Raw genomic sequence first — 23335 nt, 5'->3', positions numbered from 1 at the left:
TATGAAAAAAATGATGACATTCTTGAAAAAAGCTAAGGTTAAAGCTTTCACTCTGGTAGAGATGTTAGTGGTCCTTTTAATCATCAGCGTGCTTCTCTTGCTCTTTGTACCTAATTTGACCAAGCAAAAAGAAGCGGTCAATGACAAAGGAAAAGCTGCTGTTGTTAAGGTGGTGGAAAGCCAGGCAGAACTTTATAGTTTGAATAAAAATGAAGAGGCTACTCTAAGCAAATTACAAGCAGATGATCGCATCACAGAAGAGCAAGCTAAAGCTTATAAAGAATATCATGCAAAACAAAATAAGACTCAAACGGTCGCGGATTAAGGCCTTTACCATGCTGGAAAGCCTCTTGGTTTTGGGTCTTGTGAGTATCGTAGCCTTGGGCTTATCCGGCTCTGTCCAGTCCACTTTTGCGGCGGTAGAGGAGCAGATTTTCTTTATGGAGTTTGAAGAACTCTATAGGGAAACCCAAAAACGCAGTGTAGCCAGTCAGCAAAAGACTAGTCTGAACTTAGATGGGCAGACCATTAGCAATGGCGGTCAAAAGTTGACAGTTCCTAAAGGAATTCAGGCACCATCAGGACAAAGTATCACATTTGACCGAGCTGGGGGCAATTCGTCCCTGGCTAAGGTTGAATTTCAGACCAGCAAAGGAGCGATTCGTTATCAATTATATCTAGGAAATGGAAAAATTAAACGCATTAAGGAAACAAAAAATTAGGGCAGTGATTTTACTGGAAGCAGTAGTTGCTCTAGCTATCTTTGCCAGCATTGCGACCCTCCTTTTAGGACAAATTCAGAAAAATAGACAAGAAGAAGCAAAAATCTTGCAAAAGGAAGAAGTCTTGAGGGTGGCTAAGATGGCTCTGCAGACAGGTCAAAATCAGGTAAACATAAACGGAGTTGAGATTCAGGTGTTTTCTAGTGAAAAGGGATTGGAGGTCTACTATGGTTCAGAACAGTTGTTGGCAATCAAAGAGCCATAAGGTCAAGGCTTTTACCTTGTTAGAATCCCTGATTGCCCTCATTGTCATCAGTGGAAGCTTACTTCTCTTTCAAGCCATGAGTCAGCTCCTTATTTCAGAAGTTCGATACCAGCAACAAAGCGAGCAAAAGGAGTGGCTCTTGTTTGTGGATCAGCTGGAGGCAGAGTTAGACCGTTCGCAGTTTGAAAAAGTGGAGGGCAATCGCATCTATATGAAGCAGGATGGCAAGGAAATTGCGATAGGTAAGTCAAAATCGGATGATTTTCGTAAAACAGATGCCAGTGGACGGGGTTATCAGCCTATGGTTTATGGACTCAAATCTGCGCAGATTACAGAGGAGAATCAACTGGTTCGCTTTCGTTTTCAATTCCAAAAAGGCTTAGAAAGGGAGTTCATCTATCGTGTGGAAAAAGCAAAAAGTTAAGGCAGGTGTTCTCCTCTATGCAGTCACTATGGCAGCCATCTTTAGTCTTTTGTTACAATTTTACTTGAACAGACAAGTCGCCCACTATCAAGACTATGCTTTGAATAAAGAAAAGCTGATTGCTTTTGCTATGGCCAAGCGAACCAAAGATAAGGTTGAGCAAGAAAGTGGAGAACAGGTCTTTAATCTAGGTCAGGTGAGTTATCAAAATAAGAAAACAAACTTGGTGACAAGGGTTCATACGCCTAAGAGCCAATATGAATTTCTGTTTCCTTCAGTCAAAATCAAAGAAGAGAAAACAGAGAAAAAGGAAGAGGTAGCGACCGATTCAAGCGAAAAAGCGGAGAAGAAAAAATCAGAAGAGAAATCTGAAAAGAAAGAGAATTCCTAGCCAATTAAGCTACTTTGTGTTAAACTAAAAGCATGAAACATGATTTTAACCACAAAGCAGAAACTTTTGATTCCCCTAAAAATATCTTTCTTGCAAATTTGGTATGTCAAGCAGTCGAGAAACAGATTGATCTTCTATCAGACAAAGAAATTTTGGATTTCGGTGGAGGGACGGGTCTGTTAACCTTGCCCCTAGCCAAGCAGGCCAAGTCTGTAACATTGGTGGATATTTCGGAGAAAATGCTGGAGCAAGCTCGTTTGAAAGCGGAGCAGCAAGACATCAAGAATATCCAATTTTTGGAGCAAGATTTACTGGAAAAACCCTTGGAGCAAGAGTTTGATTGCATTGTTGTTAGTCGGGTTCTTCACCATATGCCTGATTTGGATGCGACTCTCTCACTGTTTCATCAACATTTGAAGGAAGATGGACAACTCCTACTTGCTGATTTTACCAAGACAGAAGCTAACCATCATGGATTTGAATTGGTTGAACTGGAAAACAAGCTAGCCCAGTTTGGTTTTTTGAGCATTGATAGTCAGATTCTTTACAGTGCTGAAGACCTATTTCAAGGAAATTACTCAGAGCTCTTTTTAACAGTAGCCCAAAAATCACTCACCTAGTCAGGGAGTGATTTTTCTATAAGGATGGAAAAAAGAAGGGAAATTTGATAAGATAGGAATATGGATTTTGAAAAAATTGAACAAGCTTATACCTATTTACTAGAGAATGTCCAAGTCATTCAAAGTGATTTGGCGACCAACTTTTATGACGCCCTAGTGGAGCAAAACAGTATCTATTTGGATGGTGAGACTGAGCTAGAACAGGTCAAAGACAACAATCAATCTCTTAAGCGTTTAGCGCTTCGCAAAGAAGAATGGCTCAAGACCTACCAGTTTCTATTGATGAAGGCTGGGCAAACAGAACCTTTGCAGGCCAATCACCAGTTTACGCCAGATGCCATTGCTTTACTTTTGGTGTTTATTGTGGAAGAGTTGTTTAAAGAGGAGGAAATTACTATCCTCGAAATGGGTTCTGGCATGGGAATTTTGGGTGCTACTTTCTTGACCTCGCTTGATAAAAAGGTGGATTACTTGGGAATGGAAGTGGATGATTTGCTGATTGATTTGGCGGCTAGTATGGCAGATGTAATTGGTTTGCAGGCTGGCTTTGTCCAAGGAGATGCCGTTCGTCCACAAATGCTCAAAGAAAGCGATGTGGTCATCAGCGACTTGCCTGTCGGCTATTATCCTGATAATGCCGTTGCGTCGCGCCATCAAGTTGCTTCTAGTCAAGAACATACTTACGCCCATCACTTGCTCATGGAACAAGGGCTTAAGTACCTCAAGTCAGATGGATATGCTATTTTTCTCGCTCCGAGTGATTTGTTGACCAGTCCTCAAAGTGACTTGTTGAAAGGCTGGTTGAAAGAAGAAGCAAGTCTGGTTGCTATGATTAGTTTACCTGAAAATCTCTTTGCCAGTTCTAAACAATCTAAGACTATTTTTATCTTACAGAAGAAAAATGAAATAGCAGTGGAGCCTTTTGTTTATCCACTTGCTAGCTTGCAAGATGCAAGTGTTTTAATGAAATTTAAAGAAAATTTTCAAAAATGGACTCAAGGTACTGAAATATAAAATAGATTTTGTTATAATAGATGAAAACGCTTAAAAAGGGGTATCATGTTATGACAAAAACAATTGCAATCAATGCAGGAAGTTCAAGTTTGAAATGGCAATTATACTTAATGCCAGAAGAAAAAGTATTGGCGAAAGGTTTGATTGAACGTATCGGTTTGAAAGATTCAATTTCAACTGTAAAATTTGACGGCCGTTCTGAACAACAAATTTTAGATATTGAAAATCACACACAAGCTGTTAAAATTTTATTGGATGACTTGATTCGTTTCGACATTATCAAGGCTTATGACGAGATTACAGGTGTTGGTCACCGTGTTGTTGCTGGTGGAGAATACTTCAAAGAATCAACAGTTGTTGAAGGAGATGTTTTAGAAAAAGTTGAAGAGTTGAGCTTGCTGGCTCCTCTCCACAATCCCGCCAATGCGGCAGGTGTTCGTGCCTTCAAGGAATTGTTGCCAGACATTACGAGTGTAGTTGTCTTTGATACATCATTCCACACAACTATGCCAGAGAAAGCTTATCGCTACCCTCTACCAACAAAATATTACACAGAAAACAAGGTTCGTAAATACGGTGCCCACGGGACAAGTCACCAGTTTGTAGCAGGAGAAGCAGCAAAACTCTTGGGCCGTCCATTAGAGGACTTGAAATTGATTACTTGCCACATCGGTAATGGTGCTTCTATTACAGCTGTTAAGGGTGGCCAATCTGTGGATACTTCAATGGGCTTCACTCCACTTGGTGGTGTGATGATGGGTACTCGTACAGGAGATATTGACCCAGCTATCATTCCTTACTTAATGCAATATACAGAGGACTTTAACACGCCTGAAGACATTAGTCGCGTCCTTAATCGTGAATCAGGGCTTATGGGTGTCTCAGGTAAATCTAGTGATATGCGTGATGTGATTGCTGCGAAAGAAGCAGGAGATCATGATGCTAGCTTGGCCTATGAAATCTATATTGATCGTATCCAAAAACATATCGGTCAATACCTTGCAGTCCTAAATGGAGCAGATGCTATTATCTTTACTGCAGGTGTTGGTGAAAATGCAACCGATGTACGTGAAGATGTTATTTCAGGTATCTCTTGGTTTGGCTGTGACGTTGATCCAGAAAAGAATGTCTTTGGTGTGACAGGAGACATCTCAACAGATGCAGCGAAGATCCGTGTATTGGTTATTCCAACAGATGAAGAATTAGTCATTGCCCGTGATGTTGAACGCTTGAAAAAATAAGTAAAACTAGAAAAATATTCAATACAAGGAGTTGGGAAAGAGATTTTCCGGCTCCTTTTTCTGATGAAATTGTCCAAAACCTTGCTATGATTGGCTTTTTTGAAAAATATGGTATAATAGTAGTAATTTAATAGATGGAGTTGAGTTTTGAAGAAAAACTTTCGTGTAAAAAGAGAGAAAGATTTTAAGGCGATTTTCAAGGAGGGGACAAGTTTTGCTAATCGTAAATTTGTTGTCTACCAATTAGAGAACCAGAAAAACCATTTTCGAGTAGGTCTATCAGTTAGCAAAAAACTGGGGAATGCCGTCACTAGAAATCAAATCAAGCGACGGATCCGACATATTATCCAGAATGCAAAAGGGGGTCTGGTAGAAAATGTCGACTTTGTTGTCATTGCTCGGAAAGGGGTCGAAACCTTGGAATACGCAGAGATGGAGAAAAATCTACTCCACGTATTAAAATTATCAAAGATTTACCAGGAAGGAAATGGGAGTGAAAAAGAAACTACAGTTGACTAGTTTGCTAGGTCTGTCTCTATTGATCATGACAGCCTGTGCGACTAATGGGGCAACTAGTGATATTACAGCCGATTCGGCTGATTTTTGGAGTAAATTTGTTTACTTCTTTGCGGAAATCATTCGCTTTTTATCGTTTGATATCAGTATCGGAGTGGGGATTATTCTCTTTACGGTCTTGATTCGTACAGTGCTCTTGCCAGTCTTCCAAGTGCAAATGGTGGCTTCTAGGAAAATGCAGGAAGCTCAACCACGCATTAAGGCGCTTCGAGAACAATATCCAGGTCGAGATATGGGAAGCAGAACCAAACTAGAGCAGGAAATGCGTAAAGTCTTTAAAGAAATGGGTGTCAGACAGTCAGACTCTCTTTGGCCGATTTTGATTCAGATGCCAGTTATTTTGGCCTTGTTCCAAGCTCTATCAAGGGTTGACTTTTTAAAGACAGGTCATTTCTTATGGATTAACCTTGGTGGTGTAGATACAACCCTTGTTCTCCCGATTTTAGCAGCAGTATTCACCTTTTTAAGTACTTGGTTGTCCAATAAAGCCTTGTCTGAGCGTAACGGAGCTACAACTGCGATGATGTATGGGATTCCAGTCTTGATCTTTGTTTTTGGAGTCTATGCTCCGAGCGGAGTCGCTCTCTACTGGGCAGTGTCCAATGCTTACCAAGTCTTGCAAACCTATTTCTTGAACAATCCATTCAAGATTATCGCAGAGCGCGAGGCTCTAGTACAGGCACAGAAAGATTTGGAAAATAGAAAAAGAAAAGCCAAGAAAAAGGCTCAGAAAACGAAATAATAAGGAGGAATCTGGTAATGGTAGTATTTACAGGTTCAACTGTTGAAGAAGCAATCCAAAAAGGATTGAAGGAATTAGATATTCCAAGGAAGAAGGCACATATTAAAGTCATTTCTCGTGAGAAAAAAGGATTTCTTGGTTTATTTGGTAAAAAACCAGCCCAAGTAGATATTGAAGCGATTAGTGAAACGACTGTTGTCAAAGCAAATCAACAAGCTGTAAAGGGAGTTCCAAAACAAATCAATGATTTGAATGAGCCTGTTAAAACAGTCAGTGAAGCAACTGTTGATTTGGGTCATGTTGTAGAAGCAATTAAAAAGATTGAAGAGGAAGGTCAAGGTATTTCTGATGAAGTCAAGGCTGAAATCTTAAAACATGAAAGACATGCCAGCACTATCTTAGAAGAAACTGGCCACATTGAGATTTTAAATGAACTTCAAATCGAGGAAGCGATGAGGGAAGAAGCGGGCGCTGATGACCTTGAAACTGAGCAAGACCAAACTGAAAATCAAGACTTGACAGAGATGGGATTGAAAGTTGAACCGAGCTTTGATATTGCTCAGGTGGCTACGGATGTGACTGCCTATGTTCAAGCGATTGTGGATGACATGGATGTTGAAGCCACACTTTCAAATGATTATAACCGTCGTAGCATCAATTTGCAAATTGATACTAACGAACCAGGTCGTATTATCGGCTACCATGGTAAAGTCTTGAAGGCCTTGCAACTGTTGGCTCAAAATTATCTTTACAACCGCTATTCCAGAACCTTCTACGTTACAATCAATGTCAATGATTATGTTGAACACCGTGCAGAAGTTTTGCAGACCTATGCGCAAAAATTGGCGACTCGTGTTTTAGACGAAGGACGTAGTCATCAAACAGATCCCATGTCGAATAGTGAACGCAAGATTATCCACCGTATTATTTCACGTATGGATGGCGTGACTAGTTATTCTGAGGGTGATGAGCCCAATCGCTATGTCGTTGTAGATACAGAATAAACAAAATCAGGCTTGACCTGATTTTTTGCTAGCTAGAGGAGATTAAACTAATGTTGAATAAGATAAGAGATTATTTAGACTTTGCTGGTTTGCAGTACCGTAATCCTGACAAAGCAGGAGCAGAGCGAGAGAAAATGCTGGAATTGCGCCACAAAGGCCAAGAGGCTCGAAAGGCTTTTACAGAACTGGCTAAAGTCTTTCAGGCAAATCATCCAGAATGGCAACTCCAACAGACTAGCCAGTGGATGAACCAAGCGCAGCGCTTGCGACCACACTTCTGGGCTTATATACAGCGTGAGGGGAAAGTGACAGAACCTATGATGGCTCTTCGTTTGTATGGAGTACCCTCTTATTTTGGTGTCTCACTAGAAGTTAGTTTTATCGAGCGCAAGAAAGACGAACAGACCTTAGACAAGCAAGCCAAAGTTTTAGACATTCCAACCGTTAAAGGAATTTATTATCTAGCCTACTCAGATGGTCAAAGTCAAAGATGGGAGGCGAACGAAGAAAATCGCCAGGCCTTAGTCAAGAAGATGGGCAGTCAAGAAATCCGAAAAGTTTTAGTGAAGGCAGATGTTTCTTTTATTGAAAATCAATCACTAGAAGTGATTTTAGAAAAATTAGATGAAGCTTATGAACGTTTACTTCCCTACTATCAGGCGACCAGAGGGTAGAAGTCACGAGACTTATCTAGCGTCGAATTGTTTAATTGCTATTCTATGTATTTTTTCATATAATAGTAAAATAGAATGTGTGATACAAATAATCACCTCAAATAGAAAGGAAATTCTATGTCAAATCTATCTGTTAATGCAATTCGTTTCCTAGGTATTGACGCTATCAACAAAGCCAACTCAGGTCACCCAGGTGTGGTTATGGGAGCGGCTCCGATGGCTTACAGCCTCTTTACAAAACAACTTCGTATCAATCCAGCTCAACCAAACTGGATTAACCGCGACCGTTTCATTCTTTCAGCCGGTCATGGTTCAATGCTTCTTTATGCCCTTCTTCACCTTTCTGGTTTTGAAGATGTCAGCATGGATGAAATCAAGAGTTTCCGTCAATGGGGTTCAAAAACACCAGGTCACCCAGAATTTGGCCATACAGCAGGAATTGATGCTACTACTGGACCTCTAGGTCAAGGGATTTCAACTGCTACTGGTTTTGCCCAAGCAGAACGTTTCTTGGCAGCTAAATATAACCGCGAAGGCTACAATATCTTTGACCACTACACTTACGTTATTTGTGGAGACGGAGATTTGATGGAAGGTGTTTCAAGTGAGGCGGCTTCATACGCAGGCTTGCAAAAACTAGACAAGTTGGTTGTTCTTTATGATTCAAATGACATCAACTTGGATGGTGAGACAAAAGATTCCTTTACAGAAAGTGTTCGTGACCGTTACAATGCCTACGGTTGGCATACTGCCTTGGTTGAAGATGGAACAGACTTGGAAGCAATCCAAGCTGCTATCGAAACAGCTAAAGCTTCAGGCAAACCATCTTTGATTGAAGTGAAGACTGTGATTGGATACGGTTCTCCAAACAAACAAGGAACTAATGCTGTACACGGTGCTCCTCTTGGAGCAGATGAAACTGCAGCAACTCGTCAAGCCCTTGGTTGGGACTACGAACCATTTGAAATCCCAGAACAAGTATATGCTGATTTCAAAGAACATGTTGCAGATCGTGGTGCATCAGCTTATCAAACTTGGACAAAGCTAGTTGCTGATTATAAAGAAGCTCACCCAGAATTGGCTGCAGAAGTAGAAGCCATCATCGACGGACGTGATCCAGTTGAAGTGACTCCAGCAGACTTCCCAGCATTAGAAAATGGCTTCTCTCAAGCAACTCGTAACTCGAGTCAGGATGCCTTAAACGTTGTAGCGGCTAAGTTGCCAACCTTCCTGGGTGGATCAGCTGACCTTGCTCACTCAAACATGACTTATATCAAGACTGACGGACTTCAAGACGATGCCAATCGCTTGAACCGCAACATTCAGTTTGGTGTTCGTGAATTTGCCATGGGAACTATCTTGAACGGGATGGCCCTTCACGGTGGACTTCGTGTATACGGTGGAACTTTCTTCGTCTTCTCTGACTATGTGAAGGCAGCTGTCCGCTTGTCAGCCTTGCAAGGTCTTCCTGTGACTTATGTCTTTACCCACGATTCTATTGCGGTAGGGGAAGATGGCCCAACGCACGAACCAGTTGAGCACTTAGCAGGTCTTCGTGCTATGCCAAATCTAAATGTTTTCCGTCCAGCAGATGCGCGTGAAACTCAAGCAGCTTGGTACCTTGCAGTAACAAGTAAGAAAACGCCAACTGCCCTTGTCTTGACACGTCAAAACTTGACTGTTGAAGAGGGAACAGATTTCGACAAGGTTGCTAAAGGTGCTTATGTCGTCTATGAAAATGCAGCAGATTTTGATACCATCTTGATTGCGACAGGTTCAGAGGTCAATCTAGCTGTCTCAGCTGCTAAAGAATTGGCTAGTCAAGGAGCAAAAGTTCGTGTAGTCAGCATGCCGTCTACAGATGTCTTTGATAAACAAGATGCAGCATACAAGGAAGAAATTCTTCCAAATGCAGTTCGTCGTCGTGTCGCAGTTGAAATGGGTGCAAGTCAAAACTGGTACAAATATGTTGGACTAGATGGTGCAGTTCTTGGTATTGATACCTTTGGAGCCTCTGCTCCAGCACCAAAAGTGTTGGCAGAATATGGCTTTACTGTTGAAAATCTTGTAAAAGTCGTTCAAAACTTGAAATAATCCTAAAAATCAGGGCGCAAGCTCTGGTTTTTCTTACTAGAAAAGCAAGGTACAATCTTGTAAAAGTAGCTGAAATTTGATATAGTAGTCCTATGTAAAAGACAAAGGAGAAACTAATGAATCCAAATTATACATTTTTAATCATACTAGTCCTTATGATGGGCTTGATGTTCTTTACGCAACGCTCTCAAAAGAAACAAGCACAAAAACGTATGGAAAGCTTGAATAAACTACAAAAAGGCTATGAAGTGATTACAATCGGTGGACTTTATGGAACAGTCGATGAAGTAGACACTGAGAAGAGAACAATTGTTCTTGATGTAGATGGAGTTTACTTGACGTTTGAACTAGCTGCTATCAAGACAGTATTACCGCTGAAAGAAACAGCTTCATTAGAAGGCGCAATTGAAAAATAAGACGGGATCACTAACTCCCGTTTTTCTATAAAAGAAAGGAAATGGGATGAAAAAACTAGTCTTTGTCTGTCTGGGAAATATTTGTCGCAGCCCTATGGCCGAGTTTGTTATGAAATCAATGACAGATAACTACGAAATCCAAAGTCGAGCGACGTCCTCTTGGGAACATGGCAATCCGATTCATAAGGGCACTCAGGGAATTTTTCAACAGTATGAGATTCCTTATGACAAGCACAAGACATCGCTTCAGATTAGTACGGAAGATTTTGAAGACTTTGATTATATTATCGGAATGGACGCTTCAAATGTTTCTGACTTACGTCAGATGTGTCCAGCAGACTGTCAAGATAAGATTTACTCATTTGCATCTGAAAGTGTACCAGATCCTTGGTATACAGGAGATTTTGAGGAAACCTATCGACGTGTTCAAGAGGGCTGTCAAGTTTGGCTAGAACGTTTAGAAAAGGAGAGTGAAGGTGGAAAATCTTAAGAATTTTTACGAAAAGTATCGAGTGTATCTGACTCGTCCACGTTTAGAGCTTTTAGCAGTAGTTGCCATTGTTTTCTGTGCTGTACTCGTCTTTTTTCTAAATATTCCCGGAAAAGGTGTTCTAAAACTCGATAATGGAACGATTGTTTACGACGGCAGTCTTGTACGTGGTAAAATGAATGGACAAGGTACCATTACCTTCCAAAATGGAGACCAATATACAGGTGGCTTCAACAATGGAGCCTTCAATGGAAAAGGTACCTTTCAATCCAAAGAAGGCTGGACTTACGAAGGTGATTTTGTAAATGGTCAGGCTGAAGGAAAAGGAAAACTAACAACAGAACAAGAAGTTGTTTATGAAGGAACTTTTAAACAAGGCGTTTTTCAACAAAAATAAAGCCTCCTTATCAAAGGAGGTATTGTTAAAATGTTTAAGTAAGCGCTTACCTGCAAATCCCTTTCTTTCCAAGTCCCTCTTCCATGAAAGCTTGTGAAATAAAAAATATTTGAAATAAATTTCACAAACTTTAAAGAAAAAGCTTGCTAAGAAAAGAAAATAACAAACATTTCACAAGGTGCTAAAAATTCTTTGTGAAATGTTTATGAAACTGTTTACAAAGTTGAAATAATACGTTATAATAAACTTGTGAAAAAATTAACAAAGGATTAAATCCTTGAAAGCTATGGAGGAAAATATGGCTGATAAAAAAACTGTGACACCAGAGGAAAAGAAACTCGCTGCTGAAAAGCATGTCGATGGATTGGTGCAAAAAGCTCTAGTTGCTCTTGAAGAAATGCGTAAGTTGGATCAAGAGCAGGTTGACTACATCGTTGCCAAAGCATCAGTAGCAGCTTTGGATGCCCACGGAGAATTGGCTTTACATGCCTTTGAAGAAACAGGACGTGGTGTATTTGAAGATAAAGCAACTAAGAACTTGTTTGCTTGTGAACACGTAGTAAACAACATGCGCCACACTAAGACAGTTGGCATTATCGAAGAAGACGATGTAACAGGTTTGACTCTTATCGCTGAACCAGTTGGTGTTGTTTGTGGTATCACTCCAACAACAAACCCAACATCAACAGCAATCTTCAAATCATTGATTTCATTGAAGACCCGTAACCCAATCGTCTTTGCCTTCCATCCATCAGCTCAAGAATCATCAGCTCACGCAGCTCGTATCGTCCGCGATGCAGCTATCGCAGCTGGTGCTCCTGAAAACTGTGTGCAATGGATTACTCAACCATCTATGGAAGCAACAAGTGCCCTTATGAACCACGAAGGTGTTGCAACAATCCTTGCAACTGGTGGGAATGCCATGGTTAAAGCTGCATACTCATGTGGTAAACCAGCTCTTGGGGTTGGTGCCGGAAACGTTCCAGCTTATGTTGAAAAATCAGCTAACATCCGTCAAGCAGCACACGATATCGTCATGTCTAAATCATTTGATAACGGTATGGTCTGTGCATCTGAACAAGCGGTTATCATTGATAAAGAAATTTACGATGAATTTGTAGCAGAGTTCAAATCTTACCACACTTACTTTGTAAATAAAAAAGAAAAAGCTCTTCTTGAAGAATTCTGCTTCGGCGTAAAAGCAAACAGCAAAAACTGTGCTGGTGCGAAATTGAATGCTGACATCGTTGGTAAACCAGCAACTTGGATTGCAGAACAAGCAGGATTTACAGTTCCAGAAGGAACAAACATTCTTGCTGCTGAATGTAAAGAAGTTGGTGAAAATGAGCCATTGACTCGCGAGAAATTATCACCAGTTATCGCAGTTTTGAAATCTGAAAGCCGTGAAGATGGTATTACTAAGGCTCGTCAAATGGTTGAATTTAACGGTCTTGGACACTCAGCAGCTATCCACACAGCTGACGAAGAATTGACTAAAGAATTTGGTAAAGCTGTTAAAGCTATTCGTGTTATCTGTAACTCACCTTCTACTTTCGGTGGTATCGGGGACGTTTACAATGCCTTCTTGCCATCATTGACACTTGGATGTGGTTCTTACGGACGCAACTCAGTTGGGGATAACGTTAGTGCCATTAACCTCTTGAATATCAAAAAAGTCGGAAGACGGAGAAATAACATGCAATGGATGAAACTTCCTTCAAAAACATACTTTGAACGTGATTCAATTCAATACCTTCAAAAATGTCGTGACGTTGAACGTGTCATGATCGTTACTGACCATGCCATGGTAGAGCTTGGTTTCCTTGATCGTATCATCGAACAACTTGATCTTCGTCGCAATAAGGTTGTTTACCAAATCTTTGCTGATGTAGAACCAGATCCAGATATCACAACTGTAAACCGTGGTACTGAGATTATGCGTGCCTTCAAACCAGATACAATCATCGCTCTCGGTGGTGGATCTCCAATGGATGCTGCTAAAGTAATGTGGCTCTTCTATGAACAACCAGAAGTGGACTTCCGTGATCTTGTTCAAAAATTCATGGATATCCGTAAACGTGCCTTCAAATTCCCATTGCTTGGTAAGAAGACTAAATTCATCGCAATCCCAACAACATCTGGTACAGGATCTGAAGTAACTCCATTTGCCGTTATCTCTGATAAAGCAAACAACCGCAAATACCCAATCGCTGACTACTCATTGACACCAACTGTGGCAATCGTAGACCCTGCCTTGGTATTGACAGTTCCTGGATTTGTTGCTGCTGATACTGGTATGGACGTATTGACTCACGCGACTGAAGCTTATGTATCACAAATGGCTAGCGACTACACTGACGGTCTTGCACTTCAAGCCATCAAACTTGTATTCGAAAACCTTGAAAGCTCAGTTAAGAATGCAGACTTCCACTCACGTGAGAAAATGCATAACGCTTCAACAATCGCTGGTATGGCCTTTGCCAATGCCTTCCTAGGTATTTCTCACTCAATGGCCCATAAGATTGGTGCGCAATTCCACACAATCCACGGTCGTACAAATGCAATCTTGCTTCCATACGTCATCCGCTACAACGGTACACGTCCAGCCAAGACAGCAACATGGCCTAAGTACAACTACTACCGTGCAGATGAAAAATACCAAGATATCGCACGCATGCTTGGACTTCCAGCTTCTACTCCAGAAGAAGGTGTGGAATCTTACGCAAAAGCTGTCTACGAACTTGGTGAGCGCGTAGGTATCCAAATGAACTTCAAAGCACAAGGAATTGATGAAAAAGAATGGAAAGAACATTCTCGTGAATTGGCCTTCCTTGCTTATGAAGACCAATGTTCACCAGCTAACCCACGTCTTCCAATGGTTGACCACATGCAAGAAATCATCGAAGATTCTTACTATGGCTACAAAGAAAGACCAGGACGCCGTAAATAATTGTTTATCAGCCTAGAGGCAGGAATTTCCTGTCTCTTTTTTGTCGTTTTCACCAAACTATGATAGAATATAAAAAATTATATTTTTAAAATATAGGAGAAAGTCGAAGGAATGAACAGTTTTGGTGAAAAAGTAAGAGGTTTAAGAGAGGAAAAAGGGCTTAGTCGCCCAGTATTTTGCGGGGATGAGTCTGAATTATCAGTCCGTCAGTTGGTGAGGATCGAAAAAGGAGAATTTCGACCGACGATAAAAACCCTAGAATATATTGCAGATCGATTAGAAATTCCGTCCTATGTCTTGATGCCAGATTATAAGGAATTGCCTAAACGCTACCAAGAATTAAAGTACTTTCTTTTACATCATCCTGACTATGGAGACAAGGAGTTGCAGGAACAAAAGGAAGAATATTTCGATGAGATTTTTGAGAATTTTTATGATGATTTGCCACGTGATGAGAAGATGATAGTGGATTGTCTTCAAGCAATAGATGAAGTGAGAGCGACGGATAATGAACAGTATGGAATAGCGCTTTTAGATGAATCTTTTGAGGAACTATGGAATCAAAGAGAATTTTCGTTTTCAGATCTTTTGAAAATTCGATTGTATTTTTTATGTAGTTATTTAGAAAATATAAAAAAAGGACAGTTATCTATTAGCGAACAGCAGAAACTTCAATTAATGTTTCAAAAAGTGTGTAATAACGTAGAAAATAGCGGTACGGACGATTTATTTCTTGTTCGTGATGTGTTATTTGCAGGGCTGGGAAGTTGTGAATTATTGAATGACTTAGAGTTATTTAAGTTAGCTGTGGAAAAACTTAATTGGATTTCTGAAAAAACACGAGATTTCCAAAAGCAACCGATTGTCTTGATGGTGGAGTGGAAATATTATCTTCAGACTGATTATAATACGGCAAAACAAAAGTATGAAGAAGCAAAAATGATGGCGAGGATGTTTGGCAATGAGAAGTTAATCGTTAGTTTAGATAAGGAATGGAGCGAAGACTTAGAAAGGTATTGTTAAATGCTTTATAGGAGTGACATTTCTGTCATTGAGGGAATGCCGCTTTTTTGTTACAATGAATTTTATACTCAATGAAAATCAAAGAGCAAACTAGGAAACTAGCCGCAGGCTGTACTTGAGTACGGCAAGGCGACGTTGACGTGGTTTGAAGAGATTTTCGAAGAGTATTACTTGATATACATCCAGAAGCAAACTAGGCAATAGAGAGAAAATTCTAAGCAGTAGGTTCATAGTGGCAATCAGTGCTGATGTAGCTTGAAGGATTTTCTATAAGTGTGATGTATGACGACAACAGTTTTAAACAAGGGGGAAAGAATGTCCATTTTATCCATTAGAAATATTTCAAAGTTTTACACTTTGGACGGTAAACATCAAGAGCAGGCTCTAAGAAATATAAACCTGCAGATTGCAAAAGGTAAAATTACAGCGATTTACGGTCCATCAGGCTGTGGCAAAACCAGTCTACTCAATATCATCAGCGGTTTAGATAGACAATATGAAGGAGATTTAGAGTTTAAAGGGGAATCCCTCCGTGACTTATCAGAGATTGAACTAACTCAATTTCGTAAAGATAAGATTGGATTTGTGTTTCAAAACTTTAACCTCATTCCTCATCAGTCTGTCTTGGACAATGTCAAGCTACCTCTCTATGTCAAAGATTTATCTGACAGGGAGATGACAATGATTGCAAAGGAGCAATTAAGTAACTTAGGCATGGAGCCTTTTGTAGCTAAAAATGTTAAACAACTTTCTGGTGGGCAAAAGCAACGTGTAGCAATCGCGCGTGCACTGGTAAATCAGCCAGATATGATTGTAGCAGATGAGCCAACGGGTTCGCTGGATTCTCAATCCCAAGAAATGGTATTGGAAGTGTTTAAAAAATTAGCCCAAACAGGGAAAACAGTATTGATCGTAACCCATAATCCAGAGGTTGCTGAATATGCAGATGTGATTATCAAAATGAAGGATGGTGAAGTCGTTGAAGAAGTCAAAAAATAAAGGATTATCATTGAAAAATAAATTCAAACTTTCTTTAAATAACTTTCTGGAAAGAAAGTGGCGTAACCTATTGATTGCGCTAGCAACCTCAATCGGTTTTGTAGGAGTCTTAATTTCTTTCGGCTTGGGAAATGCATTGATTTCGATGATTGATGAAAATACGAATGGAGGTCAAATCCCTTCTCAAGTTCAGATTGCTTTAAACACAAAAAATGTTGGACGAGGCTTTTTGAACCAAGATGATAAGAACTATATCACAGATACAGTTGGAAAAGAAGCTATTAAATATTTGGAGAGTCCTTTTGGGATGACCATGTCAAATATGACTATAGATGGGCAAAAAATGGATCTGAGTCAAACGATGCCTTCTTATGCTCAAGTAGTGAGTCTCTATGAGGATACAAGTATCTCTGTTAGTAGTAATGAGACGGACAAAGTGTTGGCTGGCTCCCTCTATACTGATGCAAATGAACAAGGCTTAACGATTCCAATCAGCTTACTAAAAAATTGGAATGAACAGACAGGAAAAAATCTGACAGCTAGTGATGTTATTGGCAAATCAGTCTCAGCAAGTATTGTAGAAAATGCTGCCGAAGCTAGCAAGACTGCTCAATTTCAAACAAAGATTGTGCGTGTGATCAATGATGAAGATGACATGGAGGACAGCAACAGTTTCATGCCGTCTCATCAAATGGAAACGATTTTGAAAGAGGCTGGATTTACAAAAGCTGTATCTTATTTTATCTTGGAACTCAAAGATCCATCACAGACAAAAACGGTAACAGAAGAATTACAGAAAAATAAGAAGTATACTGTTCTTTCTCAACAGAAGGTTCTTGATATTGTGATTACCTTTATTCGTGTCATTCAGGGATTGTTGATTGTGCTTTCCTCACAAGCTATTGTGGTAGCAGCGGTCATGATTGGTATTATCATTTACATCAATATCATGCAACGTTCTAAGGAAATAGGTGTCATGAAGGCAGTTGGTTATCAAAATCGTGATGTCAAAGGAATTTTTATTTACGAGGCTATCTGGATTGTAGGAATCGCCTTGCTACTGGCCTTTTTGGTTGCACAAGGGGTGGGAAGTTTGGCGAATGCGGTTGTAAATCACTTTTACCCATCCATCACGAAGGTTTTTGAATTAAATTTGTTATCTGTTTTAGGAACTCTAGCTTTCGCTCTATTACTTGGTTATGTCTCAGCCTACTTCCCAGCGCGTAAAATTAGTAAAATGGATCCTGTAGAATCGCTACGATATGAATAGTAAGGAAGTTCTTGATTTATAGCCTTAAAAAGAAACTAACATAGAAAAACAATGCCCGTACTTGCAATTAAACTTAAATAGTTATATAATAGGTTTGTTGAAAGGTGATTTGTAGTGATTCAAGTTACTCTTTTCACAATAAAAATTTCATGATTTTCATAAGGAGGAAATCACTAATGGTAGTTAAAGTTGGTATTAACGGTTTCGGACGTATCGGTCGTCTTGCTTTCCGTCGTATCCAAAACGTAGAAGGTGTTGAAGTTACTCGTATCAACGACCTTACAGATCCAGTTATGCTTGCACACTTGTTGAAATACGACACAACTCAAGGTCGTTTCGACGGTACTGTTGAAGTTAAAGAAGGTGGATTTGAAGTTAACGGTAAATTCATCAAAGTTTCTGCTGAACGTGATCCAGAACAAATCGACTGGGCTAACGACGGTGTAGAAATCGTTCTTGAAGCTACTGGTTTCTTTGCTAAGAAAGCAGCTGCTGAAAAACACTTGCACGCTGGTGGAGCTAAAAAAGTTGTTATCACTGCTCCTGGTGGAAACGACGTTAAAACAGTTGTATTCAACACTAACCACGACGTTCTTGACGGTACTGAAACAGTTATCTCAGGTGCTTCATGTACTACAAACTGCTTGGCTCCAATGGCTAAAGCTCTTCAAGACAACTTTGGTGTTGTAGAAGGATTGATGACTACTATCCACGCTTACACTGGTGACCAAATGATTCTTGACGGACCACACCGTGGTGGTGACCTTCGCCGTGCTCGCGCTGGTGCTGTAAACATCGTTCCTAACTCAACTGGTGCTGCAAAAGCTATCGGTCTTGTAATCCCAGAATTGAACGGTAAATTGGACGGAGCTGCTCAACGTGTTCCTGTTCCAGCAGGTTCTGTAACTGAGTTGGTAGCAGTTCTTGAAAAGAACGTTACTGTTGACGAAGTGAACGCAGCTATGAAAGCAGCTTCAAACGAATCATACGGATACACTGAAGATCCAATCGTATCTTCAGATATCCTAGGTATGTCTTACGGTTCATTGTTTGACGCAACTCAAACTAAAGTTCTTGACGTTGACGGTAAACAATTGGTTAAAGTTGTATCATGGTACGACAACGAAATGTCATACACTGCACAACTTGTTCGTACTCTTGAATACTTCGCAAAAATCGCTAAATAATTCTTGAGTCGATAAAAAGCAAGGCCTCTTGGTCTTGCTTTTCTTATATAGAAAAATGGATGACACAACAATCATCCATTCTTTTTTAATTCTCTTTCGAAAGTATCTGAAAGTGCATTGAAGCTTAATTTCTCTAATGTAAGCGGATGGGTAAAGGAAAGTCGAAAGGCGTGGAGCATAAGGCGATTTGTTTTTGATTTACTATTATAGAGAGGGTCACCCAAGATAGGAAGATTATGATGTGAAAGGTGCACACGGATTTGATGTGTTCGACCTGTCTTTAGTTTGCAACGAACTAATGAAGTCTTGTTTGAGAATTGCTTTAATCTGCTTACATGCGTTTCAGCATATTGCCCATTTTTTGTATCAACTATTCGTTTTCTGCGGTCATGGCGATCACGCCCAATTTTGTCTTTGAAAACAAGTTCTTTGCTGTTGGTATGTCCGTCGACCTGTGCCCAATATTCCCTAGAAATCTCTTTTTTCTCCAATAAGCGATTGAGAATAGGTAGGATAAAAGGATTTTTGGCAAAGAGAACTAAACCACTGGTTTCCATGTCCAGACGATGAACGACATAGCAGGTTTGGCCAACATAGGCACTGACATGGTTAAGAAGGGCGATTTCGTTTGGCTGATTACCATGTGTTTTCATCCCCTCTGGTTTGTTCACAATAACCAAGTGTTGATCTTGATAAACTTCCTGAACGAGATTTGGGTTGCCCCAAGGAATTTCCTTTTTGGGATAATCTTCCTCATCAAAAGTCAACTGGCAAACATCTCCAGGACTTACCATCTCGTTCCAATGAACTTCTCGCTGATTAATCAAAATATGTTTCTTGATTCTCAAAAAATGCCGAATTTTTCTAGGAATGAGGAGTTGTTCCTCCAGTAATTGCTTAACCGTTATTTGAGATAGAGAGTCTGGTAAAGTAAAAGTGAATTTCATACAGATATTGTAACAAAAAAAGCCCTATTTGGATAGGAAATAGCTAAATTCTTGTCTTCCTATGATGAAGATGATAAAATAAACGCATGAAATTAGATAAATTATTCGAGAAATTTCTTTCTCTTTTTAAAAAAGAAACAAGTGAATCAGAGGATTCTGGGTCTACTAGCTTGCGTCGTTCTCGCAGTGATCGAAAAAAATTAGCCCAAGTGGGTCCGATTCGAAAATTCTGGCGTCGCTATCATCTAACGAAAATCGTTGTTATACTAGGTTTGAGTGCAGGCTTGTTAGTAGGAACCTATTTGTTTGCTGTAGCCAAGTCAACCAATGTTAACGATTTGCAAAACGCCTTGAAAACTCGGACTATCATTTTTGACCGTGAAGAAAAGGAGGCTGGTGCCTTGTCTGGTCAAAAAGGAACTTATGTTGAATTGACTGATATCAGTAAAAATTTGCAGAATGCCGTTATTGCGACAGAAGACCGCTCTTTCTATAAAAATGATGGGATTAACTATGGTCGTTTCTTCTTGGCGATTGTCACTGCTGGTCGTTCAGGTGGTGGTTCTACTATTACCCAACAGCTAGCTAAAAATGCCTATTTGTCACAGGATCAAACTGTTGAGAGAAAAGCGAAAGAATTTTTCCTTGCCTTAGAATTGACAAAAAAATATAGTAAGGATCAGATCTTAACCATGTACCTTAACAACGCCTATTTTGGAAATGGTGTGTGGGGCGTTGAAGATGCGAGTAAGAAATACTTTGGAGTTTCTGCGTCAGAAGTGAGTTTGGATCAAGCTGCGACTCTGGCAGGGATGCTCAAAGGGCCGGAACTGTATAATCCCTTGAATTCTGTAGAAGATTCTACCAATCGTCGCGATACTGTCTTGCAAAATATGGTTGCAGCAGGATATATTGATAAAAACCAAGAAACCGAAGCTGCAGAAGTTGATATGACTTCGCAATTGCACGATAAGTATGAAGGAAAAATCTCTGATTACCGCTATCCTTCTTACTTTGATGCGGTGGTTAACGAAGCCGTTTCCAAGTATAATCTAACAGAGGAAGAAATTGTCAATAATGGCTACCGCATTTACACAGAGCTGGACCAAAACTACCAAGCAAATATGCAGGTTGTCTATGAAAATACATCGCTATTTCCGAGGGCAGAGGATGGAACATTTGCACAATCAGGAAGTGTAGCTCTTGAACCGAAAACAGGAGGAGTTCGTGGAGTTGTCGGTCAAGTTGCTGACAATGATAAAACTGGATTCCGGAATTTCAACTATGCAACCCAATCAAAACGTAGCCCTGGTTCTACAATTAAGCCTTTAGTTGTTTATACGCCAGCAGTTGAGGCAGGTTGGGCTTTGAATAAGCTCTTGGATAACCATACCATGCAGTATAACAGCTATAAGGTAGATAACTATGCAGGAATCAAAACGAGTCGAGAAGTTCCTATGTATCAAGCCTTGGCAGAATCGCTTAATCTACCTGCTGTTGCCACTGTTAATGATTTGGGCCTTGATAAGGCTTTTGAGGCGGGCGAAAAATTTGGACTCAACATGGAAAAGGTCGACCGTGTTCTTGGTATTGCCTTGGGAAGTGGTGTCGAAACCAACCCACTTCAAATGGCTCAAGCATATGCTGTTTTTGCCAATGAAGGTTTAATGCCGGAAGCTCATTTTATTAGTAGAATTGAAAATGCTAGTGGACAAGTTATTGCTAGCCATAAAAATTCACAAAAACGGGTGCTTGATAAGTCTGTAGCTGACAAGATGACTAGTATGATGTTGGGGACATTCACCAACGGAACCGGTATTAGTTCATCGCCTGCAGATTATGTCATGGCAGGGAAAACTGGTACAACCGAAGCTGTTTTTAATCCGGAATACACAAGTGACCAGTGGGTGATTGGTTATACTCCGGATGTGGTGATTAGTCATTGGCTTGGTTTTCCGATCACTGATGAAAATCACTATCTAGCAGGATCTACTTCAAACGGTGCAGCCCATGTCTTTAGGAATATTGCAAATACCATTTTACCTTATACACCAGGAAGTACCTTCACAGTTGAAAATGCATATAAGAAAAACGGAATTGCACCAGCTAACACAAAAAGACAAGTACAAACCAATGATAATAGCCAGACAGATGATAATTTGTCTGATATTCGAGGACGTGCGCAAAGTCTAGTAGATGAGGCTAGTCGGGCTATCTCAGATGCGAAGATTAAGGAAAAGGCTCAAACAATATGGGATTCGGTAGTCAATCTATTTCGCTAAGATGCTTGTCAAAGCCTAGCTTTCTTGTTATAATAGATAAGATGGAGGCGTTATGGCACTAAAAAAAGCAAGCCTAGCTTGTGCGGTTTGTGGTTCTAGAAACTATTCAATCAAGATTAGTGGAAACCCCAAGCCTACACGACTAGAAGTAAATAAATTTTGTAAGAATTGTGGCAAGTATACTACACACAGAGAAACGAGATAGGAGAGAGCGATGCGTTTTATTGGAGATATTTTTAGACTTCTTAAAGACACAACATGGCCAACTCGCAAGGAAAGCTGGAGAGATTTTCGTTCTATCATGGAATACACAGCTTTCTTTGTAGTAATTATTTACATTTTTGACCAGTTGATTGTTTCAGGTTTGATTCGATTTATTAACATTTTTTAGAAGGTTAGTGGAGTTAATTACACTAGAAATCTTCTATTTATGAAAGGAAATATCATGGATAGTTTTGATAAAGGATGGTTTGTCTTACAAACTTATTCTGGTTATGAAAATAAGGTAAAAGAAAATCTATTACAACGTGCACAAACCTACAATATGTTGGATAATATTCTACGCGTTGAAATTCCAACACAAACAGTGCAAGTTGAAAAAAATGGAAAGAGAAAAGAAGTAGAAGAAAATCGCTTTCCAGGTTATGTTCTTGTAGAAATGGTCATGACAGATGAAGCTTGGTTTGTTGTTCGAAATACACCAAATGTTACAGGATTCGTCGGATCACACGGGAACAGATCAAAACCAACTCCATTATTGGAACAAGAAATTCGTGACATTTTGATATCTATGGGACAAACTGTTCAAGAATTTGATTTCGATGTTGAGGTTGGTCAAACTGTACGTATTATTGATGGTGCTTTTGCAGACTACACTGGTAAGATTACAGAAATTGATAATAACAAAGTAAAAATGATTATCTCTATGTTTGGTAATGACACAGTTGCAGAAGTAAACCTAAACCAAATTGCAGAATTATAACCCTGAGAGAGGCTGAGCCTCTCTTTTTTGTGCAGTTTAGACGGTGTAGGAAACAGAATGGATGAAATGTGCCAAAAGTATTTCTGAATCTGTTAGACTGTATCTAGAAAGGGGAACATTATGATTAAAGAATTATATGAAGAAGTCCAAGGAATTGTATATAAGTGTAGAAATGAATATTACCTTCATTTATGGGAATTGTCGGACTGGGATCAAGAGGGAATGATTTGCTTACATGAATTGATCAGTAGAGAAGAAGGGCTTGTAGAAGATATCCCTCGTTTAAGGAAATATTTCAAAACCAGGTTTCGAAATCGAATTTTAGACTATATCCGTAAACAAGAGAGCCACAAACGAAGATATAATAAAGAACCTTATGAAGAAGTGGGTGAGATAAGTCATCGTATAAGTGAGGGCGGTCTGTGGCTAGATGATTATTATCTCTTTCATGAAACACTAAGAGATTATAGAAACAAACAAACTAAAGAGCAACAAGAAGAACTAGAACGCGTCTTAAGCAATGAACGATTTCGAGGGCGTCAAAGAGTATTAAGAGACTTACGTATTGTGTTTAAAGAGTTTGACATCCGTACCCACTAGGAAGTCATGCAAAAAAGTAAAAAAA

At 39.8% G+C, this 23335-nt stretch carries 27 protein-coding genes; 26 read left to right on the top strand and 1 reads right to left on the bottom strand.

Annotation, left to right across the window (positions count from 1 at the left end; translation table 11 throughout):
* Position 1 precedes the first annotated feature (1 nt).
* The 21 genes from comGC (at position 2) to gap (ending at position 18499) form a co-directional block, all read left to right on the top strand.
* Entirely contained in the window at positions 2 to 325 is a 324-nt protein-coding gene (gene comGC, locus HT720_RS07545; RefSeq protein ID WP_000738649.1) for a competence type IV pilus major pilin ComGC, read from the top strand.
* Positions 288 to 722: a competence type IV pilus minor pilin ComGD gene (gene comGD / locus HT720_RS07540; protein WP_173275356.1), complete on the top strand. Its 435-nt coding sequence runs from the start codon at positions 288 to 290 to the stop codon at positions 720 to 722. The genes comGC and comGD overlap by 38 nt, the downstream gene beginning before the upstream one ends.
* A complete protein-coding gene (gene comGE, locus HT720_RS07535) occupies positions 685 to 987 on the top strand; it encodes a competence type IV pilus minor pilin ComGE (RefSeq protein ID WP_188111084.1) in 303 nt (100 codons plus the stop codon). The genes comGD and comGE overlap by 38 nt, the downstream gene beginning before the upstream one ends.
* Positions 950 to 1411 (top strand): competence type IV pilus minor pilin ComGF, encoded by a 462-nt coding sequence (gene comGF / locus HT720_RS07530; RefSeq protein ID WP_173275354.1) that lies wholly within the window; start codon positions 950 to 952, stop codon positions 1409 to 1411. The genes comGE and comGF overlap by 38 nt, the downstream gene beginning before the upstream one ends.
* On the top strand, positions 1389 to 1802 hold the full coding sequence (gene comGG, locus HT720_RS07525; protein WP_173275351.1) for a competence type IV pilus minor pilin ComGG: 414 nt from the start codon (positions 1389 to 1391) through the stop codon (positions 1800 to 1802). The genes comGF and comGG overlap by 23 nt, the downstream gene beginning before the upstream one ends.
* A gap of 32 nt (positions 1803 to 1834) precedes the next feature.
* Positions 1835 to 2422, top strand: a complete 588-nt coding sequence (locus HT720_RS07520; RefSeq protein WP_173275348.1) for a class I SAM-dependent methyltransferase — start codon at positions 1835 to 1837, stop codon at positions 2420 to 2422.
* Positions 2423 to 2482: 60 nt separating this feature from the next.
* Positions 2483 to 3436 (top strand): class I SAM-dependent methyltransferase, encoded by a 954-nt coding sequence (locus HT720_RS07515; RefSeq protein ID WP_173275345.1) that lies wholly within the window; start codon positions 2483 to 2485, stop codon positions 3434 to 3436.
* Positions 3437 to 3486: 50 nt separating this feature from the next.
* On the top strand, positions 3487 to 4677 hold the full coding sequence (locus HT720_RS07510) for an acetate kinase (protein WP_173275342.1): 1191 nt from the start codon (positions 3487 to 3489) through the stop codon (positions 4675 to 4677).
* A 147-nt stretch (positions 4678 to 4824) separates the two neighbouring features.
* Positions 4825 to 5196 (top strand): ribonuclease P protein component, encoded by a 372-nt coding sequence (rnpA, locus tag HT720_RS07505; protein WP_173275338.1) that lies wholly within the window; start codon positions 4825 to 4827, stop codon positions 5194 to 5196.
* Positions 5171 to 5995 (top strand): membrane protein insertase YidC, encoded by an 825-nt coding sequence (locus tag HT720_RS07500; RefSeq protein WP_345890280.1) that lies wholly within the window; start codon positions 5171 to 5173, stop codon positions 5993 to 5995. The genes rnpA and HT720_RS07500 overlap by 26 nt, the downstream gene beginning before the upstream one ends.
* A 17-nt stretch (positions 5996 to 6012) precedes the next feature.
* Positions 6013 to 6999 (top strand): RNA-binding cell elongation regulator Jag/EloR, encoded by a 987-nt coding sequence (gene jag / locus HT720_RS07495; protein WP_173262330.1) that lies wholly within the window; start codon positions 6013 to 6015, stop codon positions 6997 to 6999.
* Between the two features lie 50 nt (positions 7000 to 7049).
* Positions 7050 to 7673 (top strand): ribonuclease P, encoded by a 624-nt coding sequence (locus HT720_RS07490; RefSeq protein WP_173275333.1) that lies wholly within the window; start codon positions 7050 to 7052, stop codon positions 7671 to 7673.
* Between the two features lie 117 nt (positions 7674 to 7790).
* Positions 7791 to 9767 (top strand): transketolase, encoded by a 1977-nt coding sequence (tkt, locus tag HT720_RS07485; RefSeq protein ID WP_173275330.1) that lies wholly within the window; start codon positions 7791 to 7793, stop codon positions 9765 to 9767.
* A 116-nt stretch (positions 9768 to 9883) separates the two neighbouring features.
* Positions 9884 to 10183 (top strand): preprotein translocase subunit YajC, encoded by a 300-nt coding sequence (gene yajC / locus HT720_RS07480; protein ID WP_042900241.1) that lies wholly within the window; start codon positions 9884 to 9886, stop codon positions 10181 to 10183.
* Between the two features lie 46 nt (positions 10184 to 10229).
* On the top strand, positions 10230 to 10673 hold the full coding sequence (locus HT720_RS07475; RefSeq protein ID WP_173275328.1) for a low molecular weight protein-tyrosine-phosphatase: 444 nt from the start codon (positions 10230 to 10232) through the stop codon (positions 10671 to 10673).
* Entirely contained in the window at positions 10660 to 11070 is a 411-nt protein-coding gene (locus tag HT720_RS07470) for an MORN repeat-containing protein (protein WP_000429317.1), read from the top strand. The genes HT720_RS07475 and HT720_RS07470 overlap by 14 nt, the downstream gene beginning before the upstream one ends.
* A 298-nt stretch (positions 11071 to 11368) precedes the next feature.
* Complete coding sequence (adhE, locus tag HT720_RS07465) at positions 11369 to 14020, top strand: bifunctional acetaldehyde-CoA/alcohol dehydrogenase (RefSeq protein WP_173275325.1); 2652 nt, start codon at positions 11369 to 11371, stop codon at positions 14018 to 14020.
* A gap of 111 nt (positions 14021 to 14131) precedes the next feature.
* Positions 14132 to 15043, top strand: a complete 912-nt coding sequence (locus tag HT720_RS07460; protein ID WP_173275322.1) for an XRE family transcriptional regulator — start codon at positions 14132 to 14134, stop codon at positions 15041 to 15043.
* A gap of 315 nt (positions 15044 to 15358) precedes the next feature.
* The gene (locus HT720_RS07455; RefSeq protein WP_049512664.1) at positions 15359 to 16042 is read left to right on the top strand and encodes an ABC transporter ATP-binding protein; all 684 of its coding nucleotides are present in this window, start codon (positions 15359 to 15361) and stop codon (positions 16040 to 16042) included.
* Positions 16011 to 17312, top strand: coding sequence for an ABC transporter permease (locus HT720_RS07450; protein WP_173275319.1), 1302 nt, complete (start codon positions 16011 to 16013; stop codon positions 17310 to 17312). The genes HT720_RS07455 and HT720_RS07450 overlap by 32 nt, the downstream gene beginning before the upstream one ends.
* Before the next feature lie 176 nt (positions 17313 to 17488).
* Positions 17489 to 18499, top strand: a complete 1011-nt coding sequence (gene gap, locus HT720_RS07445; RefSeq protein WP_000260662.1) for a type I glyceraldehyde-3-phosphate dehydrogenase — start codon at positions 17489 to 17491, stop codon at positions 18497 to 18499.
* 71 nt (positions 18500 to 18570) lie between these two features.
* Here the strand turns inward: gap and HT720_RS07440 are convergent, their stop codons facing one another.
* Positions 18571 to 19446 carry an RluA family pseudouridine synthase gene (locus HT720_RS07440; protein ID WP_173275316.1) on the bottom strand — a complete coding sequence of 292 codons (876 nt, stop codon included), beginning with the start codon at positions 19444 to 19446 and terminating at the stop codon, positions 18571 to 18573.
* Positions 19447 to 19532: 86 nt separating this feature from the next.
* On the opposite strand from HT720_RS07440, the gene pbp2a reads away from it, so the two are divergent.
* The 5 genes from pbp2a (at position 19533) to HT720_RS07415 (ending at position 23310) form a co-directional block, all read left to right on the top strand.
* On the top strand, positions 19533 to 21728 hold the full coding sequence (pbp2a, locus tag HT720_RS07435; protein ID WP_173275313.1) for a penicillin-binding protein PBP2A: 2196 nt from the start codon (positions 19533 to 19535) through the stop codon (positions 21726 to 21728).
* Positions 21729 to 21780: 52 nt separating this feature from the next.
* Positions 21781 to 21933 (top strand): 50S ribosomal protein L33, encoded by a 153-nt coding sequence (gene rpmG, locus HT720_RS07430; RefSeq protein ID WP_173275310.1) that lies wholly within the window; start codon positions 21781 to 21783, stop codon positions 21931 to 21933.
* 9 nt (positions 21934 to 21942) lie between these two features.
* Complete coding sequence (gene secE, locus HT720_RS07425) at positions 21943 to 22119, top strand: preprotein translocase subunit SecE (protein ID WP_001210991.1); 177 nt, start codon at positions 21943 to 21945, stop codon at positions 22117 to 22119.
* A 54-nt stretch (positions 22120 to 22173) separates the two neighbouring features.
* A complete protein-coding gene (nusG, locus tag HT720_RS07420) occupies positions 22174 to 22710 on the top strand; it encodes a transcription termination/antitermination protein NusG (RefSeq protein WP_000376734.1) in 537 nt (178 codons plus the stop codon).
* Positions 22711 to 22830: 120 nt separating this feature from the next.
* Positions 22831 to 23310, top strand: a complete 480-nt coding sequence (locus HT720_RS07415) for a sigma-70 family RNA polymerase sigma factor (protein WP_173229650.1) — start codon at positions 22831 to 22833, stop codon at positions 23308 to 23310.
* Positions 23311 to 23335: the final 25 nt, after the last annotated feature.

It is taken from the genome of Streptococcus sp. 68, assembly GCF_013277415.1.
Classification (GTDB): domain Bacteria; phylum Bacillota; class Bacilli; order Lactobacillales; family Streptococcaceae; genus Streptococcus.
The sequence above is the reverse complement of the archived record's forward strand: the minus strand, read 5'-3'. Positions and strand labels throughout refer to the sequence as shown.